The organism is Paenibacillus polymyxa, assembly GCF_015710975.1.
In the GTDB taxonomy this organism is placed as follows: domain Bacteria; phylum Bacillota; class Bacilli; order Paenibacillales; family Paenibacillaceae; genus Paenibacillus; species Paenibacillus polymyxa.
Window position 1 is genome coordinate 4,868,246 of sequence record NZ_CP049783.1, and the last position, 14,961, is coordinate 4,883,206.

The following is a 14,961-nucleotide window of genomic DNA, read 5'->3' on the forward strand; positions in this document are numbered from 1 at the left end:
TTCAATTTTTGAAGAGGGTGAAAATATGTGTAGATATGCAATGTACGGTCCATACAAAGATATCTTTGCCTGCTTTACTTGTAGGAAGGTGTATAAGCAAACATCCCGCTTTGAGATGCCAAAGGATGAATATGAGCGGCTTGTACATGTCTGTCCGCAATGCCAGACGCCCATGCATGACATGGGTCATGATTTTCAGGCCCCGAAGCAAACGGATATCAAGCAGTGGAAAAAGGTAGAGCTTCTGTATCGAAACAGATACTCTTACCATTCCTGTGGGTGTGGCGGTCCTGGGTACAGACCTTCCCGGTTGCAAGATGTTCCTGAATTTCTGAAGGAACAGCGAAGGTTTAAGAATGAGGGAGAGGCATTACTGCATCGAATTTTGCAGAGTTAGTTGAATCGTGCCCGTAACAAACATCGGCTATTCGTAGTATTTTCATAAGGAGGTCATCATGAGAAATTGTGCGCTTTACAGCTCAACCTTCGATCTGGATCAGGTTGAGAGACTATTAAAGTCGATTTATCCCAACAACAAGATACACGTGAATGAAAGCAAAACTAAGTTTGAGGTCAAAAGCCGGGGCTGGTTTAGTAGAAAGATCAAAGGATTTAACATAATGACCAGCAAAACGAATCCGGAGGAGTTTGCCTCCATGCTTAACGGAATGATAAACTTTTTTAGTCAAATTCCTGCTGAAAACGAACAGTTGCAGCAAAAGCTGTTGATCAAAATGAGTACGCTGAATATGGTGATTGGTGTGGAAACTGAGGAGGATATATCTGAAGCCTTTTTTGCCGAATTACTTGATATCATAAATTCGCTGGATGGACTGATGTTCCGAGGTGGCGGTGATTTGCTTGCACCTGACGGAAGTCTGCTACTAGATGTGAATGGACGTTCGGAAGTGGAAGATTATACAGTGACTGCTCATGTTAGTTATTTGTACGGAGAGGATCAAATTAGCGAATCCGGAATGGAGCGAAAGCTGCAGTCAGAAAAGATATTGCTGGATCAAGGCTTTACGCAAATGCCGCCGATCCCAGGAAGGCTAGGAGATGAAGCCGCAGACAGCATCCGTTCCCTTAAGGAAGTGGCTGGCCGTGCCGTTGCTTTGTGTATTGTAGCCCTGAAAGGCGAGTGTATCGGTGCGGGCGAAAACATGGATGATACGAATCGAATGATAAATCAAGTGACTGATCAGTATGGCGCGGACCGTTTCTTTTCACCAGAAGAGAAGAGGTTCCTATCCAATGAGTATGACGATGAGTCAGAGGGTGTCCAGTTCTCCTGGCGTTATGAAGGCTTTTGGACTCTGTTATGGGCTTTGGGCCATCTTGAGAAGTTAGGTGACCCAACTGGTATTTGCGACGTGCCATTGTCTGTTTCAAAGTTGCAGCAATTTGACTCATTTGAGGCTTTTCTGTCAAGCTCAAGGCTGCGCAGTAGCAAGGAAATTTTAGATGAAGCCGATTTAATCTGTCGTTACGACTGGATGTGTGTGGATAGCCGCATTCATAAACAGCCAGCCCCTGGAAATCTGGATGATGGTGTAGTGTATGAACGTCATCGTGTGCTAAAATGGCTCACTGGTTACATGGGACAGGATTGGGATGATGTGCGCACAGATACATAATAGGAAGCGTAAGAAAGCAACAATCCTCTACCAAATAGGTAGAGGATTGTTGGTTTGGTGTGGGGCACTTTACTTAAAATTCATGACGTTGACCGTAAATTCGCAATTCACTGATCTCAAACATCGTACTTTGCGGCTCGATTATCGCCAGCTTGAAAAAGCGGAAAGGGGTGTTTTTATACTCATCCCTCACGTAAAGCCGTTGCTTTTCTTCGGTTCGTACAGTGAGCTGATCCGTCAAACGGGTCCAATTCTTCTCATCATTCGAGCCAAACACGGCAAGACCGGAGATCCGCTCGGGAAAGCTTCTTCTGCCTTGGACCTCGAAAACATGCCAAGATTACACCCCTAAAAATATCGAGTTTAATCGACAACTATATAAATATAACAAAACTAGACAAGACAACTGTTGAGAGAAAGTTGTCTTGTTTTGCACTTTTAGGACCCATACCATGGAGTTAGGAAAACAGATTTTAAAACTTTTTAATCATCAAGGCATAGTACTGGAAAACAAAAATATATATGCTTTAGGTCGCTTTGATAAAATTTCATCGCTGGGAATGATACAGAAAATCTATTAAAGCGAATAATTTTTTAGTTGTAAAAGAAAGCGGTTACTTAAGGGTTGTTCCACGTTTGTTTGTTTTTGTCCCAATTATGAACGGAAAGGAGAAGACTTTGCCATGCCTCAGGGATAGAGATTGGAATTGAAATCTATGAGACGCAGGGGTAATCAATTAGCTGTTTATTATGCTCAATAGGAGGTTTGGGAATGAAAAAAACCATAACATGCTTGATTTTGTTTGGACTGCTTATGAGTATGTTGCCGATCAAAAATGTGAGCGCTTCCGATAATACTAGGCTTACCCAATCGGCAACCGCAAGCTCCATCGAAGATGCGAGTAAAGCGGCTGATTTTGCGATTGACGGTGACCCGCTAACTAGATGGTCCTCACAATATTCAGATCCGCAGTGGATAAGTGTAGATCTCGGTAGCACCACCAAAATCAATGGCGTTACGCTTAACTGGGAAGCCGCTTACGCGAAGTCTTACCAAGTTCAGACATCGACGGATGATGATCATTGGACTACCGTCTATTCCACCACGACTGGAGATGGAGGAATCGATAAGATATCTTTCGAAGCAACAGACGCTAGATATGTAAAAATGAGTGGCATTGAAAGGGCTACCAGCTACGGATATTCCCTTTGGGAATTTGAAGTGCATTCAGCTGACCAGCCGGAGGATAACTCACCTCCAACAGCGCCCTCCAACCTGGCTAGTTCCTCTGTATCGGATACGACAGTAAGCTTGCAGTGGACGGAATCTACAGACAATGTAGATGTTTCAGGCTACGACATCTACAAAGGATCAGAACTCGTAGGTTCCAGTGCGTCGACATCCTTCATCGTTACCGGCTTAACAGCCAACATGGCGTACAGCTTTTACGTGAAAGCTAGAGATGCCGCAGGTAACGTGTCAGATACAAGCAATGTGATTGATGTTACCACCACCATAGCTAACACAAATATTGTTTCAGGTGAAACATATAAACTAACGGCACAGCATAGCGGCAAAAATCTGGAAGCAGGAGACTCAACTGCCGATGGAGCGAAGGTGCAGCAGTGGACGGACAGCGGCAGCGCTCGGCAGAGATGGAAAGTCATTGACGTTGGCAACGGATATTATAAATTGATTGTACAATCCAGCGGTAAAGCATTAACAGTAGCCGGAGGCTCCTCAGAAGATGGTGCTAGTGTACAGCAATGGACAGACAGCGATTTAACTAATCAAAAATGGAAAATGATTGACGTCGGCGATGGATATTATAAGCTGCTTGTACAATCTAGCGGTAAAGCGCTGGATGTAATCGGGGGTTATACTAATGACGGGGCAAATGTGCAGCAATGGACGGATAACGGAAATGATCAGCAGAAGTGGAAGTTTACGCTTGTTGACTCAACCCCTGATACGACGGCACCAACGGCACCAACAAATCTGAAAAGCTACTCCAAAACAAACACTTCGGTGAGTCTTGTATGGACCGCATCAACAGACGATGTAGATGTTACCAGCTACGATGTGTATAATGGAACAACTTTAGTCAATTCAACAACCACGACAAGTTATACGGTGACGGGACTAACCGCTAATACAGCATACAGCTTCACTGTAAAAGCCAGGGATGCAGCAGGAAATATTTCAGCAGCAAGTAATATCATAAAAGTTACGACGAATTCTACAACTGAGAATACAGGTTTTTATATTAACGGAACAACGCTCTACGATGCCAAGGGAAATCCGTTTGTGATGAGGGGAATCAATCACGCTTATACCTGGTACAAGGGACAAGAGTCTGTAGCGATCCCTGCCATTGCGAAAACGGGAGCGAATACTATTAGAATCGTACTGTCAGATGGTCAGCAATGGACGAAAGATGATCTGTCAGCGATACAAAATTTAATCACATTATCAGAGCAAAACAAATTGGTCGTTGTTCTTGAAGTCCATGATGGCACAGGGTCTGACAGCGCTGCTGTATTGGATAATATCGCTAATTACTGGATTGAAATGAAAAGCGCACTCATTGGGAAAGAAAGCACCGTCATCCTCAATATCGCGAACGAATGGTATGGAACCTGGGATGGAGGAGGCTGGGCGCAAGGTTATAAGTCTGTTATTCCTAAGCTCAGAAATGCTGGCATCAAAAATACAATTATTGTTGACGGTGCAGGATGGGGGCAGTACCCGCAATCTATTTTTGACTACGGAACAGAAGTCTTTAATGCAGATCCACTTAAAAATACGATGTTCTCCATTCATATGTACGAATATGCCGGCGGAAATGCCGCCACAGTAAAGAGCAATATGGATAATGTACTGAATAAAAACCTGGCTCTGCTGATTGGAGAATTTGGTATTAAGCATACAAGCGGTGATGTGGATGAGGCTACCATTATGAGTTACGCTGAGCAAAAGGGCGTAGGTTATCTTGCATGGTCTTGGAAAGGAAACAGCCCGGGTCTTGATTATCTGGATATGGCCACTGACTGGCAAGGATCCAGCCTTACGGAACAAGGTCGTATTATCATTGAAGGCCCTAATGGTATTAGGGCGACATCAAGATTAAGCACGGTTTATAGCGATTCAGCCAACAAATAGTCATCCAGTAAACCATGAGTATTTAACGTTATCCAACAGTGTCCAGCATGAAAACAAGTCTTTGCTGTATGCAAAGCCGCCAACTTGGCGGCTTTTTTTGTTGCAGAGTAAGAATATACATCGAATCAATTCAAATGTCGTCTTACAACCTACTAACTTAAAAGAATAATAAACAAGTTATGGAGACGGAGACGATTGAAAGTATATTAACTTGAGAAAGCAGCTACAATGTTCATTAGAGAAGCAGCACCCTGAAATTCAGAGAACATGTTAGAATCAGAAACGGATAATTTTACTGAAGAAAATGAACTAAGGAGCGGTTGAAATGGCGCGTGTTTTATTTATTAATGGTGGATCAGAGGGACATATCAATCCAACCATTGGAGTTGTACAGGAGCTTATTTCGCGCGGAGAAGAGGTAGTGTACTTTTCTATAGAAGCCTTTCGGGAGCGTATCGAGAGGACGGGAGCTTCAGTACGAACATTTGACGATCAAAAATTTATAAAAGCTTTTATCTCAGGTGGAAGAGATTATTTGCTGGAAAGAATTAACGGTCTTTTACTTACGGCAGATATCATCATTCCAAGCGTTCTCGAACAGATCAAAGGAGAGCATTTTGATTATATCATCCATGATTCCATGTTTGGGTGTGGACGTATACTTGCTCAAATTCTTAAGCTTCCTGCAATCAATTCTTGTACTTCTTTCGCCCAGACAAAAGAATCATTCAATCATATTATGGAACAATTCTCCATTAATGTCCCTAAAGATATAGTTAAACCTATAAATGATAAATTTCAAAACCTGACGGCAATGGTAAAGGAGAAATATGGAGTGGAGATCCATTCACCTTACGAAGTGTTTTGTAATCCTGCACCACTTACAATCGTATATACAACAAGAGAGTTTCAACCTTATGGAGAAGCATTCGACCAAACTTATAAATTTGTAGGTCCATCCATCTCTTCACGATTAACGCAAGAAAGCTTCGATTTTACTGCAATCAAGGGAAAAAAACAATTTACATCTCATTGGGTACAGTCTTTAACCGAGCAATTGACTTCTATAAGCTTTGTATTGAGGCGTTTGGGAACACGGATCATACAATTGTCATGTCGATTGGGAATAGAACCCAAGTTTCCGATTTAGGGGAAGTTCCTGAAAACTTCATCGTAAAAAATGATGTACCACAAACGGATATCTTGCAACACACTAAATTATTTATTACACATGGTGGAATGAACAGTACCCACGAAGGTCTATATTACGGGGTTCCGCTGATTATAGTCCCGCAAAGCGCGGATCAACCGATCATCGCAGGACAAGTCGCCAATATGGGAGCAGGTATTAAGTTACAAATGGAAAGCTTGACTGCAAATCAATTGCGTGAAGCCGCAGATCATGTGTTAAGCCTCCCATTCAAAAAAGCTGTTGCACATATTAGAGAATCTTTTCAAAAAACTGGTGGATATCACCAAGCTGTTAATGAGATTTTCGCATTTAAAGGTCAATATCATATTTAAATATATATTGGATGTAAGCTCGTCTATTGCAGCATATTAGGGAATTCGGTAGAATTTACTCATGCTACTTATGAGTAAGCTGGAAGGAGAGAGTAAAGGTTGAAGCAGGAGTATTGTACGCCGACTCAGCACCCAAAGTGGTTTGGACTGGCTGTTCAAGCGCTTGTTATATTGTCGCAGGAAGACAAAAGCATAGCTTGTCCAAGTATTGAACTCGCCAAATATCTTCAGTCGGAACCTTCTTTGCTGCGCCGCATACTTTCCGTTCTCGCAAAGGAAGGGTTTATCGGGACCCGGGAAGGCCGTGACGGCGGGTACCACCTTAGGAAACCGGCAGAATCTATACAACTGGTTGATGTATACGATGTATTTCGTTCAGGCAGCAGGCTTTCCTTCGGTATTACCGAGACAGCTGGCACGCATCCGCTCGGTAAATGTATGAAATCTACGCTTGAGGATATTACTCAAGAAATGGACGACAGCATACGCGGAGTATTAAGCAAGTACACGATTGCAGATCTCGCCAACCAACTGGAAGCCAAGCTTTAGATGGACCTGGAAAAAGACGGTTGACAGCGGCTTGCTTAGATTTTATACTGTGCAATATAAACCACAGTTAAATGCAAGCCGCGCGCAGCGTTAATTTTTAAGGTTATCTGTGTGATAATGAGCACAGTTATATCTGTGCGCAGAAGCGGAAATATTTTGGATTTTTCAAGGTACTTCGTTTTAGATGGAATTCAAGCTCTGACTAGCCGCAAAGTCTGAATTTAACTGTGCTGAATAAAAAACAGTATTTATTTAAAAGGAGGATTCATAATGTCAACTTCAACTCATACTGGCCAGAGCTCCGCCTTGTTCGCCGATGTCATCCGCGAGCGCCGCTCTGTGCGTCATTACGACAAATCGGTTCGTCTATCTCACGAGGAAATTAAGGATATTCTGAAAGAAGCGTCGCTTGCACCTTCTTCGAGTAATGTTCAGCCCTGGCGCTTCTTGGTTATTGAAACAGAGGAATTGAAAGCAAAACTGCAGCCAATCGCCTATAATCAATCCCAGGTTACTGAGGCTGCAGCGGTGATCGTTGTGCTTGGTGATACGGAAGGATATAAGAAGCTCGATGAAGTTTTCGGCGAAGCAGTAAAACATGGCTATATAGCGGAAGATACCGCTAAATCGTTCGTAGAAAGGTCGATTCATACGTATGCTTCGTTACCAGAGGAAAGCCTTCACAAAGTCATTCATATCGATGGTGGTATTGTATCCCAGCAGCTCATGCTGGTTGCACGTGCTCACGGCTACGATACGGTCGCGATGGGTGGCTATAATGCGGCCGAGCTTAAGCAAGCGTTCGGTATTAGAGACCGCTACATTCCAATCATGCTGATTGCACTCGGTAAAGCGGCACAACCGGGTCATCAGACAACTCGGCTGCCGATAGACGACATCACATTCTTTAACGAGATGCCCGCTAACTAAAAACAAAACCCAACGAATTTAATTTTATGAATGAATAGAGACGAGAAATGACAACTTAAGGAAGTAGTATACATTCACAATTTCCAAAGGAGGATATCTGTTATGGCTCACCAGAAGAGAAGGAAAGAAGCTGCATGGAAGTCACGAAAGCAAGAACAGCATCCCCATGGTAAAATCAAATCGCTAAAGGAATTGTCCAGCGAACAGGAGTGAGGAGTATACTACTTGGAAAAGAAGGGCTGTCGATGAAATTTATCGGCAGTCTTCTCATGGTGTGTGATCATAAAGGCCCTTCATACAGGCGGCATCCAATATGTTTTATTTCAGTGGTCAGTGTTATTGGAGGCATTGAGTTAGCTATTCACCCCTGAAAATATACATAATATTTTCAGGGGTGTTTTTATTAGGTTTTCTTTGTCAAAGCGAAAAATTACTGCAATTCACCAATGCGTGTGGGATACTGTCGGCCCTTTTACGGAAAGCTTGCCGACGTACGGTAGAGGACGTTCTTCGCTTGCAAGAAGCCGTAAATTGATGATAACGTTAATTTGACGAAAGCTAAATTAGGATGGGAGTTGAAAATTCTTGAAGAAACTCGGTAAATTTTTGCTTGTAGGTTTAAGCTTGGGGTTGGGCCTTGCAATCGGTAATCTACAGACTCCTGCCGCCTCTGCCGCTGGTACCGAATATTATGTGTCGACAATTGGTAGCGATTCCAACGCGGGAACAAGCGACGCGCCGTGGAAAACGCTCCAGCATGCGGCTGACACAGTCTCTCCAGGCAGCAAGGTCTATGTCCGAGGCGGTGTTTACAAGGAGAAACTGAAAATCACCCGCTCTGGCTCCGCCTCGCAAGGCCCCATCGTGTTCGCAAGCTATGGCAACGAAACCGCCATTGTTGACGGAACAGGTCTATCGGTCAGCGGGAACGAGGGGTTAATCGAATTGGTCAATGTCGATTACGTTACCATCCAGGGGTTTGAAATCCGCAATTTTACCACAGCTTCCAAGAACGCAGTGCCTACAGGCATTTACGTTTACGGTGCAGGGAACTTCATCAATCTGTCCGATAATAAAATCCACGACATCAAAAACACGGCCACCCCAACCGGAAAGGACCGGCTGGGACGGGACGCTCACGGCATCGCTGTTTATGGCACGAAAGCTCCTGCATCGATTCATAACCTTACAATCAGCGGCAATGAACTATACAATCTCGTGCTCGGCTCTAGCGAATCGCTTGTTTTAAACGGTAATGTGGACGGCTTTGCAGTGACCAGCAACCTCATTCACGATAACGACAACATAGGAATCGATCTGATCGGCTTTGAAGGAACCGCACCGAATACTGCTTACGATCAAGTGCGGAACGGGTTGGTAAAGGGCAACCGAGTGTACAATAATTCGGTTCGAAATAACCCATCCTACAAGAGCGATGACAACTCGGCCGGCGGCATTTATGTAGATGGGGGCAAGGACAACATTGTTGAGCAGAACTACAGCTATAACAATGACATCGGTGTCGAAATAGCCTCCGAGCATGCCGGCAAAGCCACCAGCAATATTACGGTCCGCAGTAACGTGATATATAACAACCGATTGACCGGCATCGCTATGGGCGGCTATGATGACGAGCGTGGCTCAACGGTAAACAGCAAGATCGTGAACAATACGCTGTACAAGAACGATACATTGGACGATGGAAGCGGCCAGCTTTTAGTTCAGTATGATACACGAAACAACGTGATTAAGAACAATATTTTTGTAGCGAGTTCGACTGATGTGTTGATCTACAATGGATATACCCAAAATTCCGGCAATGTTGTTGATTATAATTTATATTTTGCACCTGGTGGCAGTTCGGGAGCCAACTGGACCTGGAAAGATAAAGAATATACGGGATTCGCCACGTACAAATCGGGAACGGGTAACGATGCGCATTCTCTGTTTGTCGATCCTAAATTCGTGAATGCCACGAATGGCGACTTCCATTTGCAGCCCTCGTCACCAGCGATCGATTCAGGATCAACGGATAACACCATCATCGGAACCGAGGATATCGACGGGGAGCCCCGCATGAAAGGGAAGGCCGTGAATATTGGTGCAGATGAGTGAAACAAAACTAGACTCAAATGAATAGCTGATTTATCCCAAAAGCCCTCTAGGTTCGAGGGCTTTTGTCTTTATACATATAACATTCATAATTTGTGTATTTGTAATTTTGTAGTTCTTGATACACTATAATTGATAATGAGAATCATTATTGATTAATTGAAATGTCACTTTATGATCACCGAGCACTTGTTGCTATGGAGAGGCATTCGTCCTGGATGTTAACTCGGTTGGCTTTGCCTACTTGAGCATACACTATGTAATGGTGATTCCATGGCCATTGGTGGTGCTTCCCCAGAATATCCGCGGATACCAGGCCATGAAGTGATCGGAATCGTGACGGAGTTAGGATCTGGATCTACCAGATGGGAAATCGGACAACGAGTAGGTATTGGATGGCATGGAGGACATGATCATGTTACCGGCCTGACTATGGATGGAGGCTATGCTGAATACATGGTAGCATTTGAAGATAGTCTGACCCACATACCTAATGAAGTGTCTTCTGAAGAAGCAGCTCCTTTGATGTGCGCAGGAGAAACTACATTTAGTGCACTGCGAAATAGCTCAGCCCGACCAGGGGACCTCGTTGCGATTTCCGGAATTGGTGGACTTGGTCATTTGGCTGTACAATACGCAAAAAAAGCTGGGTATCAGACCATAGCAGTATCTCGTGGTAGTGATAAAGAGAAGCTTGCTCGGGAACTTGGGGCACATTGTTATATTGATTCCGAAAAAGAAGATCCTGCTAAAGCTTTACAAGCGCTAGGGGGAGCAAAAGTTATTCTTGCTACAGCACCAAATGCAAAAGTCATTTCCACATTAATTGATGGGTTAGGAAAAGATGGAGAGCTCATTATTGTAGCCGGTTCTGGTGAACGTTTAGAACTGTCTGCCATGGACTTTCTGAAGGGACCCCATACTGTTCGGGGTTCGTTTACAGGACAATCGAAGGAAATTGATGCGGCAGTTCGATTTAGTGTACTGACCGATGTACGACCTATGATCGAAGTTTTCCCGTTGGAACAAGCTAGTGAAGCATATGAAAAAATGATGTCGGCTAAGACACGATTCCGTGCCGTGTTGAGCATGACCAAATGATAAATCCTTCGCAAATCTCTTCATTCTTGACAGATATAGAACTTCAGTTTTATAATTCAATCAATCAATTGAATAATATATGATTGATGAAAATTATATTTATTGGAGGTATTTCTAATGGGAGCAACTACATTGACAAAAAATACGTTTTCAAATCAAATCCAATCCGGTGTGACCTTGGTAGACTTTTGGGCTCCATGGTGTGGACCTTGTAAAATTCAGCTTCCTATTGTGGAAGAATTAGCTGATGAACTGAAAGGACAGGCGACGTTGGCAAAAGTTAATGTCGACGAAGAAACCGAATTAGCTTCACAATTTGGCATTCGAAGTATTCCAACTTTGTTGCTGTTTAAAGATGGTAAGCTCGTTGATACCATGGTTGGTGTGAATCAAAAAAATGTTCTTAAGGACAAAATTCTTAAATTGGCTAATTGATATGAAAATCGACAACATTATAATGAAATAATGTTGTCGATTTTTTGCTCTTAGAGCGCCCCTTTCAACGTAGCGGATACAATTTGAGAGTGACTCAATATCATCATATAAAGAAGATAATCTTTTAACATATGTGACTCCCTGCTGAAACATGGAGAAGGAGAGAAACAATGAGAAACCAAGTTAAAAAAAATGCTCCGGTAATCATCGTTGGTGCAGGTTTGAGTGGACTTCGCGCAGCATCGTTACTCACCGCTCACGGTATAGAATGCATTGTTTTAGAATCGAGAGATCGTATTGGTGGTAGAGTTTTGACTTTAGAGGTTTTAGACAATCCTAAACTCGGAAAATTCGATCTTGGACCCACATGGTTCTGGCCACGCTCTGAGAAAATTATTACTCAGCTCACGAAAGAACTGGGTTTGGAGACTTTTAATCAATTTAACGAAGGACGAATGCTCCTAGAACGCTCCCAACATGAAACACCACAACAGCATCTTTTGCCAGAGGGGGCAATGGAGCCCTCGCTAAGATTTGTTGGTGGGGTGCAGTCTCTGATTGAGGCGCTTAGTGCTACTTTGCCGTCAGGAGCAATCCAGCTCAATACATGTGTAACTTCGATTCATCAAGAAGAAGACGGTACAATCTCCTTAGAAGCCAATGGAAAACAATTTTACACAACTGCAGTTATTATCGCTATTCCACCACGGCTGATTGAAAAAAATATTAAATTCGAGCCAGAACTTCCTTATGAACTGAAGTCTTTTTTAATTGATAAACCAACATGGATGGCTGGTCAAGCTAAAGTGATTGCCATTTACGACCGACCATTTTGGCGTGAAGCTGGGCTCTCCGGTTTTGCATCAAGTTGGGTGGGCCCTTTACAAGAAATTCATGATGCTTCACCAGGTACAGGAACAGGTGCGCTATTTGGCTTTTTTGGTTTACAGGCAAAAAAGCGGAAGATTTTGGGCGAAGATAAACTCATGCAGCTTGTGTTGGAACAATTGGCTAGACTTTATGGGCCTGCTGCCGAGAAAGTAAATACATTACTATTTAAAGATTGGTCAAGCGACACCGATACAGCTGTTGAGGAAGACGCTGAACCACTTCGTGACTATCCAAATTATGGCCCTGTTTACGGAGATCCTTGGGGAGAGGGCATATTTTTTACGGGCACTGAGACGGCTGATCAACAGGGAGGACATTTGGAAGGGGCGATTCAATCAGCTGATCGAATCGTAGCAAGATTTTTAGAACGATATGATGAAGCATAGTACAGATAGTTGTAAAAAAACGGTCATGCTTCGCTAACTTAACATGCTATTGAATATGAAGTGTTTCAGATAAAGTTTGGGGGCTTCAAAATGAAAGAAATAGATATCAAAGATCGATTATATCAACAATTTTCTCGAATCGGGAAATGTTTATCGAGTGACAAGCGCTTAGAGATCATGGACATTTTGTCCAATGGTCCAAAATCAGTTGAAGGTTTAGCAACACAAACGGGTATGAACGTTGCAAATGTTTCTCGTCATCTACAAATCTTACTGGATGCTAAATTGGTCAAGTGCTGCAAAAAAGGGACATACGTCATATACAGTATCGGTGACCCTTTAGTAATTGAATTTCTATCTTCTTTGCGGAGAATATGTGAAGATCGACTATCTGATATAAAGCAGATTAAAACTGAGTTGGAATTACAATATCCAGAGGTTCAAACCATCACCAAACATGATTTGTTAGAAAAAATGAAAAAAAAGACTGTTATTCTTCTAGATATTCGTCCCACAGATGAATATGATGCTTCTCATATTCCAGATGCCATTTCAATACCATTAGACCAACTTGAGAACTACCTGAAGACAGTTGATAAAAGTACTATAGAACTTGCCGCATATTGTAGAGGCCCATACTGTTCGCTGGCATCTCAAGCGGTTGATTATATGCTGAAGCAAGGGTATATGGCTTATCGAATTGAAGAAGGAGTTCATGATTGGAATGTGTGTGAGGAGTCATAAGTATCTTTAAGAGAGGAGCAGTTTTATTATGAGTGTAGTGGAACTGACATCAATAGAAGAAATAGATTCCTTTATCGAAATTAATCCTTTGAGTATGTTATACGTATCCCAAGAAGATTGTAACGTATGCCATGCCATTTACCCCAAGCTCAAAACAATGCTTAAACTATATCCTAAATTGGCTCTTGCTCGTGTTAATGCTAGTCAAGTGGAGGAAATCACAGGAAGATTTTTGATTTTTTCTGTACCGACAATCTTGATTTTTCTTGATGGGAGAGAATATCTACGCGAAGGGCGTTTTGTTCAATTTGAACAACTAAAAAAACAATTACAGTTATTGTCCGATGAAGTTTAATTTTTCGATGAAAAACAAACGATGCACCTTCAGTATTATGTCCTTTTTTAGGCGTTTTATTGAAGGTGCATTTCAAGTAATGACCAGTTTTTGTTGTGATTCCACTGAAAAACATGCGTTATGTGTTCTTTTATGTTGATTTTCGTTCCACCAAAGTAAACTCTAATGAATTTAGTGCGTTCTCCGTCTGGTTAAGCTTATTACGAATAATAATAAAGGCATTCTCAGCCTGTAAGCCAACAGGATAGTTGATCGTTGTTAGATCCAACAACTGAGCGGGTACGGAATTATTGAACCCCATAATACCTAGATCTCCAGGGATCGAAAAACCTGAGGTACGTAATGCTTTTGCCAGACCTGCAGCTACTTCATCATTCGCACAAAATATAGCATCTGGTCGATCTTTTTGCGAAATCCACCAATCTGCAAGTTCTTCTCCATCCGGAACAGATAATTTTTCTTCAATGTGAGGGAACTGATTCGCGTTAAGCTGATGCTTTTGCACAAAATCTCTATGAGCACGGATACGTTCTCTTGTATTCAAACCTTCCGTCATTGGATAAACACTAAGTATCTTACGATACCCTTTGGAGTAAAGATACTCCAGTCCATTGAAATAAATTTGATATTGTTCCATAAACACGGAGGGAAGCTTCTCATTAAGAACACGCTGCCAGGTCACAATAGGACCATACTGTGCATACGATTCGATGATATCCCAACTATTACTCCTAATTAGACATAAAATAGCATCCAATTGTTTCCGTTTAAGCATTTCTAGAGCAACAAGTTCTTTCTCTGGATCTTCATTCGTGATAAACAGCGAGATATTAAATCCATGCCTTTCAGCAAAAACTATAAACGCTTGAACAAAGGTTACGATAATAGAACTAAATGAAGTAGCAATGATCCCAATCAAACGGGTCTCGCCCTTTTTTAGAGAGATCGCATTGGCATTTGGGACATAATCAAGTTCCTCCATAATTCTCAACACTTTTTGCCTAGTGGATTCCCGTACGTAGGGATGTTTGTTAATGACGCGTGATACCGTTGCTGTGGAAACCCCCGCTAAATCAGCAATTTCCTGAATATTGGCCAACTCTACCCACCTCTTTGTGTCAGCATAGCATGTTT

14 protein-coding genes and 1 pseudogene are annotated in these 14,961 nt (G+C 42.5%); 13 read left to right on the forward strand and 2 right to left on the reverse strand.

What is annotated here, in order from left to right; all coding sequences use genetic code 11:
* Nucleotides 1–25 precede the first annotated feature (25 nt).
* Nucleotides 26–397, forward strand: coding sequence for a hypothetical protein (locus G7035_RS22480; RefSeq protein WP_019687329.1), 372 nt, complete (start codon nucleotides 26–28; stop codon nucleotides 395–397).
* Between the two features lie 58 nt (nucleotides 398–455).
* Nucleotides 456–1,637, forward strand: a complete 1,182-nt coding sequence (locus G7035_RS22485) for a DUF4272 domain-containing protein (RefSeq protein WP_019687328.1) — start codon at nucleotides 456–458, stop codon at nucleotides 1,635–1,637.
* 73 nt (nucleotides 1,638–1,710) lie between these two features.
* On the opposite strand, the gene G7035_RS22490 is transcribed toward G7035_RS22485, so the two are convergent.
* The gene (locus G7035_RS22490) at nucleotides 1,711–1,914 is read right to left on the reverse strand and encodes a hypothetical protein (RefSeq protein ID WP_154654539.1); all 204 of its coding nucleotides are present in this window, start codon (nucleotides 1,912–1,914) and stop codon (nucleotides 1,711–1,713) included.
* Nucleotides 1,915–2,409: 495 nt separating this feature from the next.
* On the opposite strand from G7035_RS22490, the gene G7035_RS22495 reads away from it, so the two are divergent.
* The 11 genes and pseudogenes from G7035_RS22495 (at nucleotide 2,410) to G7035_RS22540 (ending at nucleotide 13,827) form a co-directional block, all read left to right on the forward strand.
* A complete protein-coding gene (locus G7035_RS22495; RefSeq protein ID WP_019687326.1) occupies nucleotides 2,410–4,800 on the forward strand; it encodes a cellulase family glycosylhydrolase in 2,391 nt (796 codons plus the stop codon).
* A 325-nt stretch (nucleotides 4,801–5,125) separates the two neighbouring features.
* Nucleotides 5,126–6,324, forward strand: a pseudogene (locus G7035_RS22500) (macrolide family glycosyltransferase).
* Between the two features lie 99 nt (nucleotides 6,325–6,423).
* Complete coding sequence (locus G7035_RS22505; protein ID WP_016820848.1) at nucleotides 6,424–6,873, forward strand: RrF2 family transcriptional regulator; 450 nt, start codon at nucleotides 6,424–6,426, stop codon at nucleotides 6,871–6,873.
* 270 nt (nucleotides 6,874–7,143) lie between these two features.
* Nucleotides 7,144–7,803, forward strand: a complete 660-nt coding sequence (locus tag G7035_RS22510) for a nitroreductase family protein (RefSeq protein WP_016820849.1) — start codon at nucleotides 7,144–7,146, stop codon at nucleotides 7,801–7,803.
* 102 nt (nucleotides 7,804–7,905) lie between these two features.
* Nucleotides 7,906–8,016: a DUF6254 family protein gene (locus G7035_RS27535; protein WP_019687325.1), complete on the forward strand. Its 111-nt coding sequence runs from the start codon at nucleotides 7,906–7,908 to the stop codon at nucleotides 8,014–8,016.
* Nucleotides 8,017–8,388: 372 nt separating this feature from the next.
* Nucleotides 8,389–9,918 carry a right-handed parallel beta-helix repeat-containing protein gene (locus G7035_RS22515; RefSeq protein ID WP_019687324.1) on the forward strand — a complete coding sequence of 510 codons (1,530 nt, stop codon included), beginning with the start codon at nucleotides 8,389–8,391 and terminating at the stop codon, nucleotides 9,916–9,918.
* A 270-nt stretch (nucleotides 9,919–10,188) separates the two neighbouring features.
* Nucleotides 10,189–11,016: a zinc-binding dehydrogenase gene (locus G7035_RS22520; protein WP_019687323.1), complete on the forward strand. Its 828-nt coding sequence runs from the start codon at nucleotides 10,189–10,191 to the stop codon at nucleotides 11,014–11,016.
* 117 nt (nucleotides 11,017–11,133) lie between these two features.
* Nucleotides 11,134–11,451, forward strand: a complete 318-nt coding sequence (trxA, locus tag G7035_RS22525) for a thioredoxin (protein WP_019687322.1) — start codon at nucleotides 11,134–11,136, stop codon at nucleotides 11,449–11,451.
* Between the two features lie 170 nt (nucleotides 11,452–11,621).
* The gene (locus G7035_RS22530; RefSeq protein ID WP_019687321.1) at nucleotides 11,622–12,728 is read left to right on the forward strand and encodes a flavin monoamine oxidase family protein; all 1,107 of its coding nucleotides are present in this window, start codon (nucleotides 11,622–11,624) and stop codon (nucleotides 12,726–12,728) included.
* A 90-nt stretch (nucleotides 12,729–12,818) separates the two neighbouring features.
* Nucleotides 12,819–13,472, forward strand: a complete 654-nt coding sequence (locus tag G7035_RS22535; RefSeq protein WP_019687320.1) for an ArsR/SmtB family transcription factor — start codon at nucleotides 12,819–12,821, stop codon at nucleotides 13,470–13,472.
* A 28-nt stretch (nucleotides 13,473–13,500) separates the two neighbouring features.
* Nucleotides 13,501–13,827 (forward strand): thioredoxin family protein, encoded by a 327-nt coding sequence (locus G7035_RS22540; RefSeq protein WP_019687319.1) that lies wholly within the window; start codon nucleotides 13,501–13,503, stop codon nucleotides 13,825–13,827.
* Nucleotides 13,828–13,957: 130 nt separating this feature from the next.
* Here the strand turns inward: G7035_RS22540 and G7035_RS22545 are convergent, their stop codons facing one another.
* Complete coding sequence (locus G7035_RS22545; RefSeq protein WP_019687318.1) at nucleotides 13,958–14,926, reverse strand: LacI family DNA-binding transcriptional regulator; 969 nt, start codon at nucleotides 14,924–14,926, stop codon at nucleotides 13,958–13,960.
* Nucleotides 14,927–14,961 lie beyond the last annotated feature (35 nt).

What these genes read in the sequence shown, in the direction of transcription:
- G7035_RS22480 (WP_019687329.1), top strand. Translation starts at nt 26, where the DNA reads ATGTGTAGATATGCAATGTACGGTCCATACAAAGATATCTTTGCCTGC.
- G7035_RS22485 (WP_019687328.1), top strand. Translation starts at nt 456, where the DNA reads ATGAGAAATTGTGCGCTTTACAGCTCAACCTTCGATCTGGATCAGGTT.
- G7035_RS22495 (WP_019687326.1), top strand. Translation starts at nt 2,410, where the DNA reads ATGAAAAAAACCATAACATGCTTGATTTTGTTTGGACTGCTTATGAGT.
- G7035_RS22510 (WP_016820849.1), top strand. Translation starts at nt 7,144, where the DNA reads ATGTCAACTTCAACTCATACTGGCCAGAGCTCCGCCTTGTTCGCCGAT.
- G7035_RS27535 (WP_019687325.1), top strand. Translation starts at nt 7,906, where the DNA reads ATGGCTCACCAGAAGAGAAGGAAAGAAGCTGCATGGAAGTCACGAAAG.
- G7035_RS22520 (WP_019687323.1), top strand. Translation starts at nt 10,189, where the DNA reads ATGGCCATTGGTGGTGCTTCCCCAGAATATCCGCGGATACCAGGCCAT.
- trxA (WP_019687322.1), top strand. Translation starts at nt 11,134, where the DNA reads ATGGGAGCAACTACATTGACAAAAAATACGTTTTCAAATCAAATCCAA.
- G7035_RS22530 (WP_019687321.1), top strand. Translation starts at nt 11,622, where the DNA reads ATGAGAAACCAAGTTAAAAAAAATGCTCCGGTAATCATCGTTGGTGCA.
- G7035_RS22535 (WP_019687320.1), top strand. Translation starts at nt 12,819, where the DNA reads ATGAAAGAAATAGATATCAAAGATCGATTATATCAACAATTTTCTCGA.
- G7035_RS22540 (WP_019687319.1), top strand. Translation starts at nt 13,501, where the DNA reads ATGAGTGTAGTGGAACTGACATCAATAGAAGAAATAGATTCCTTTATC.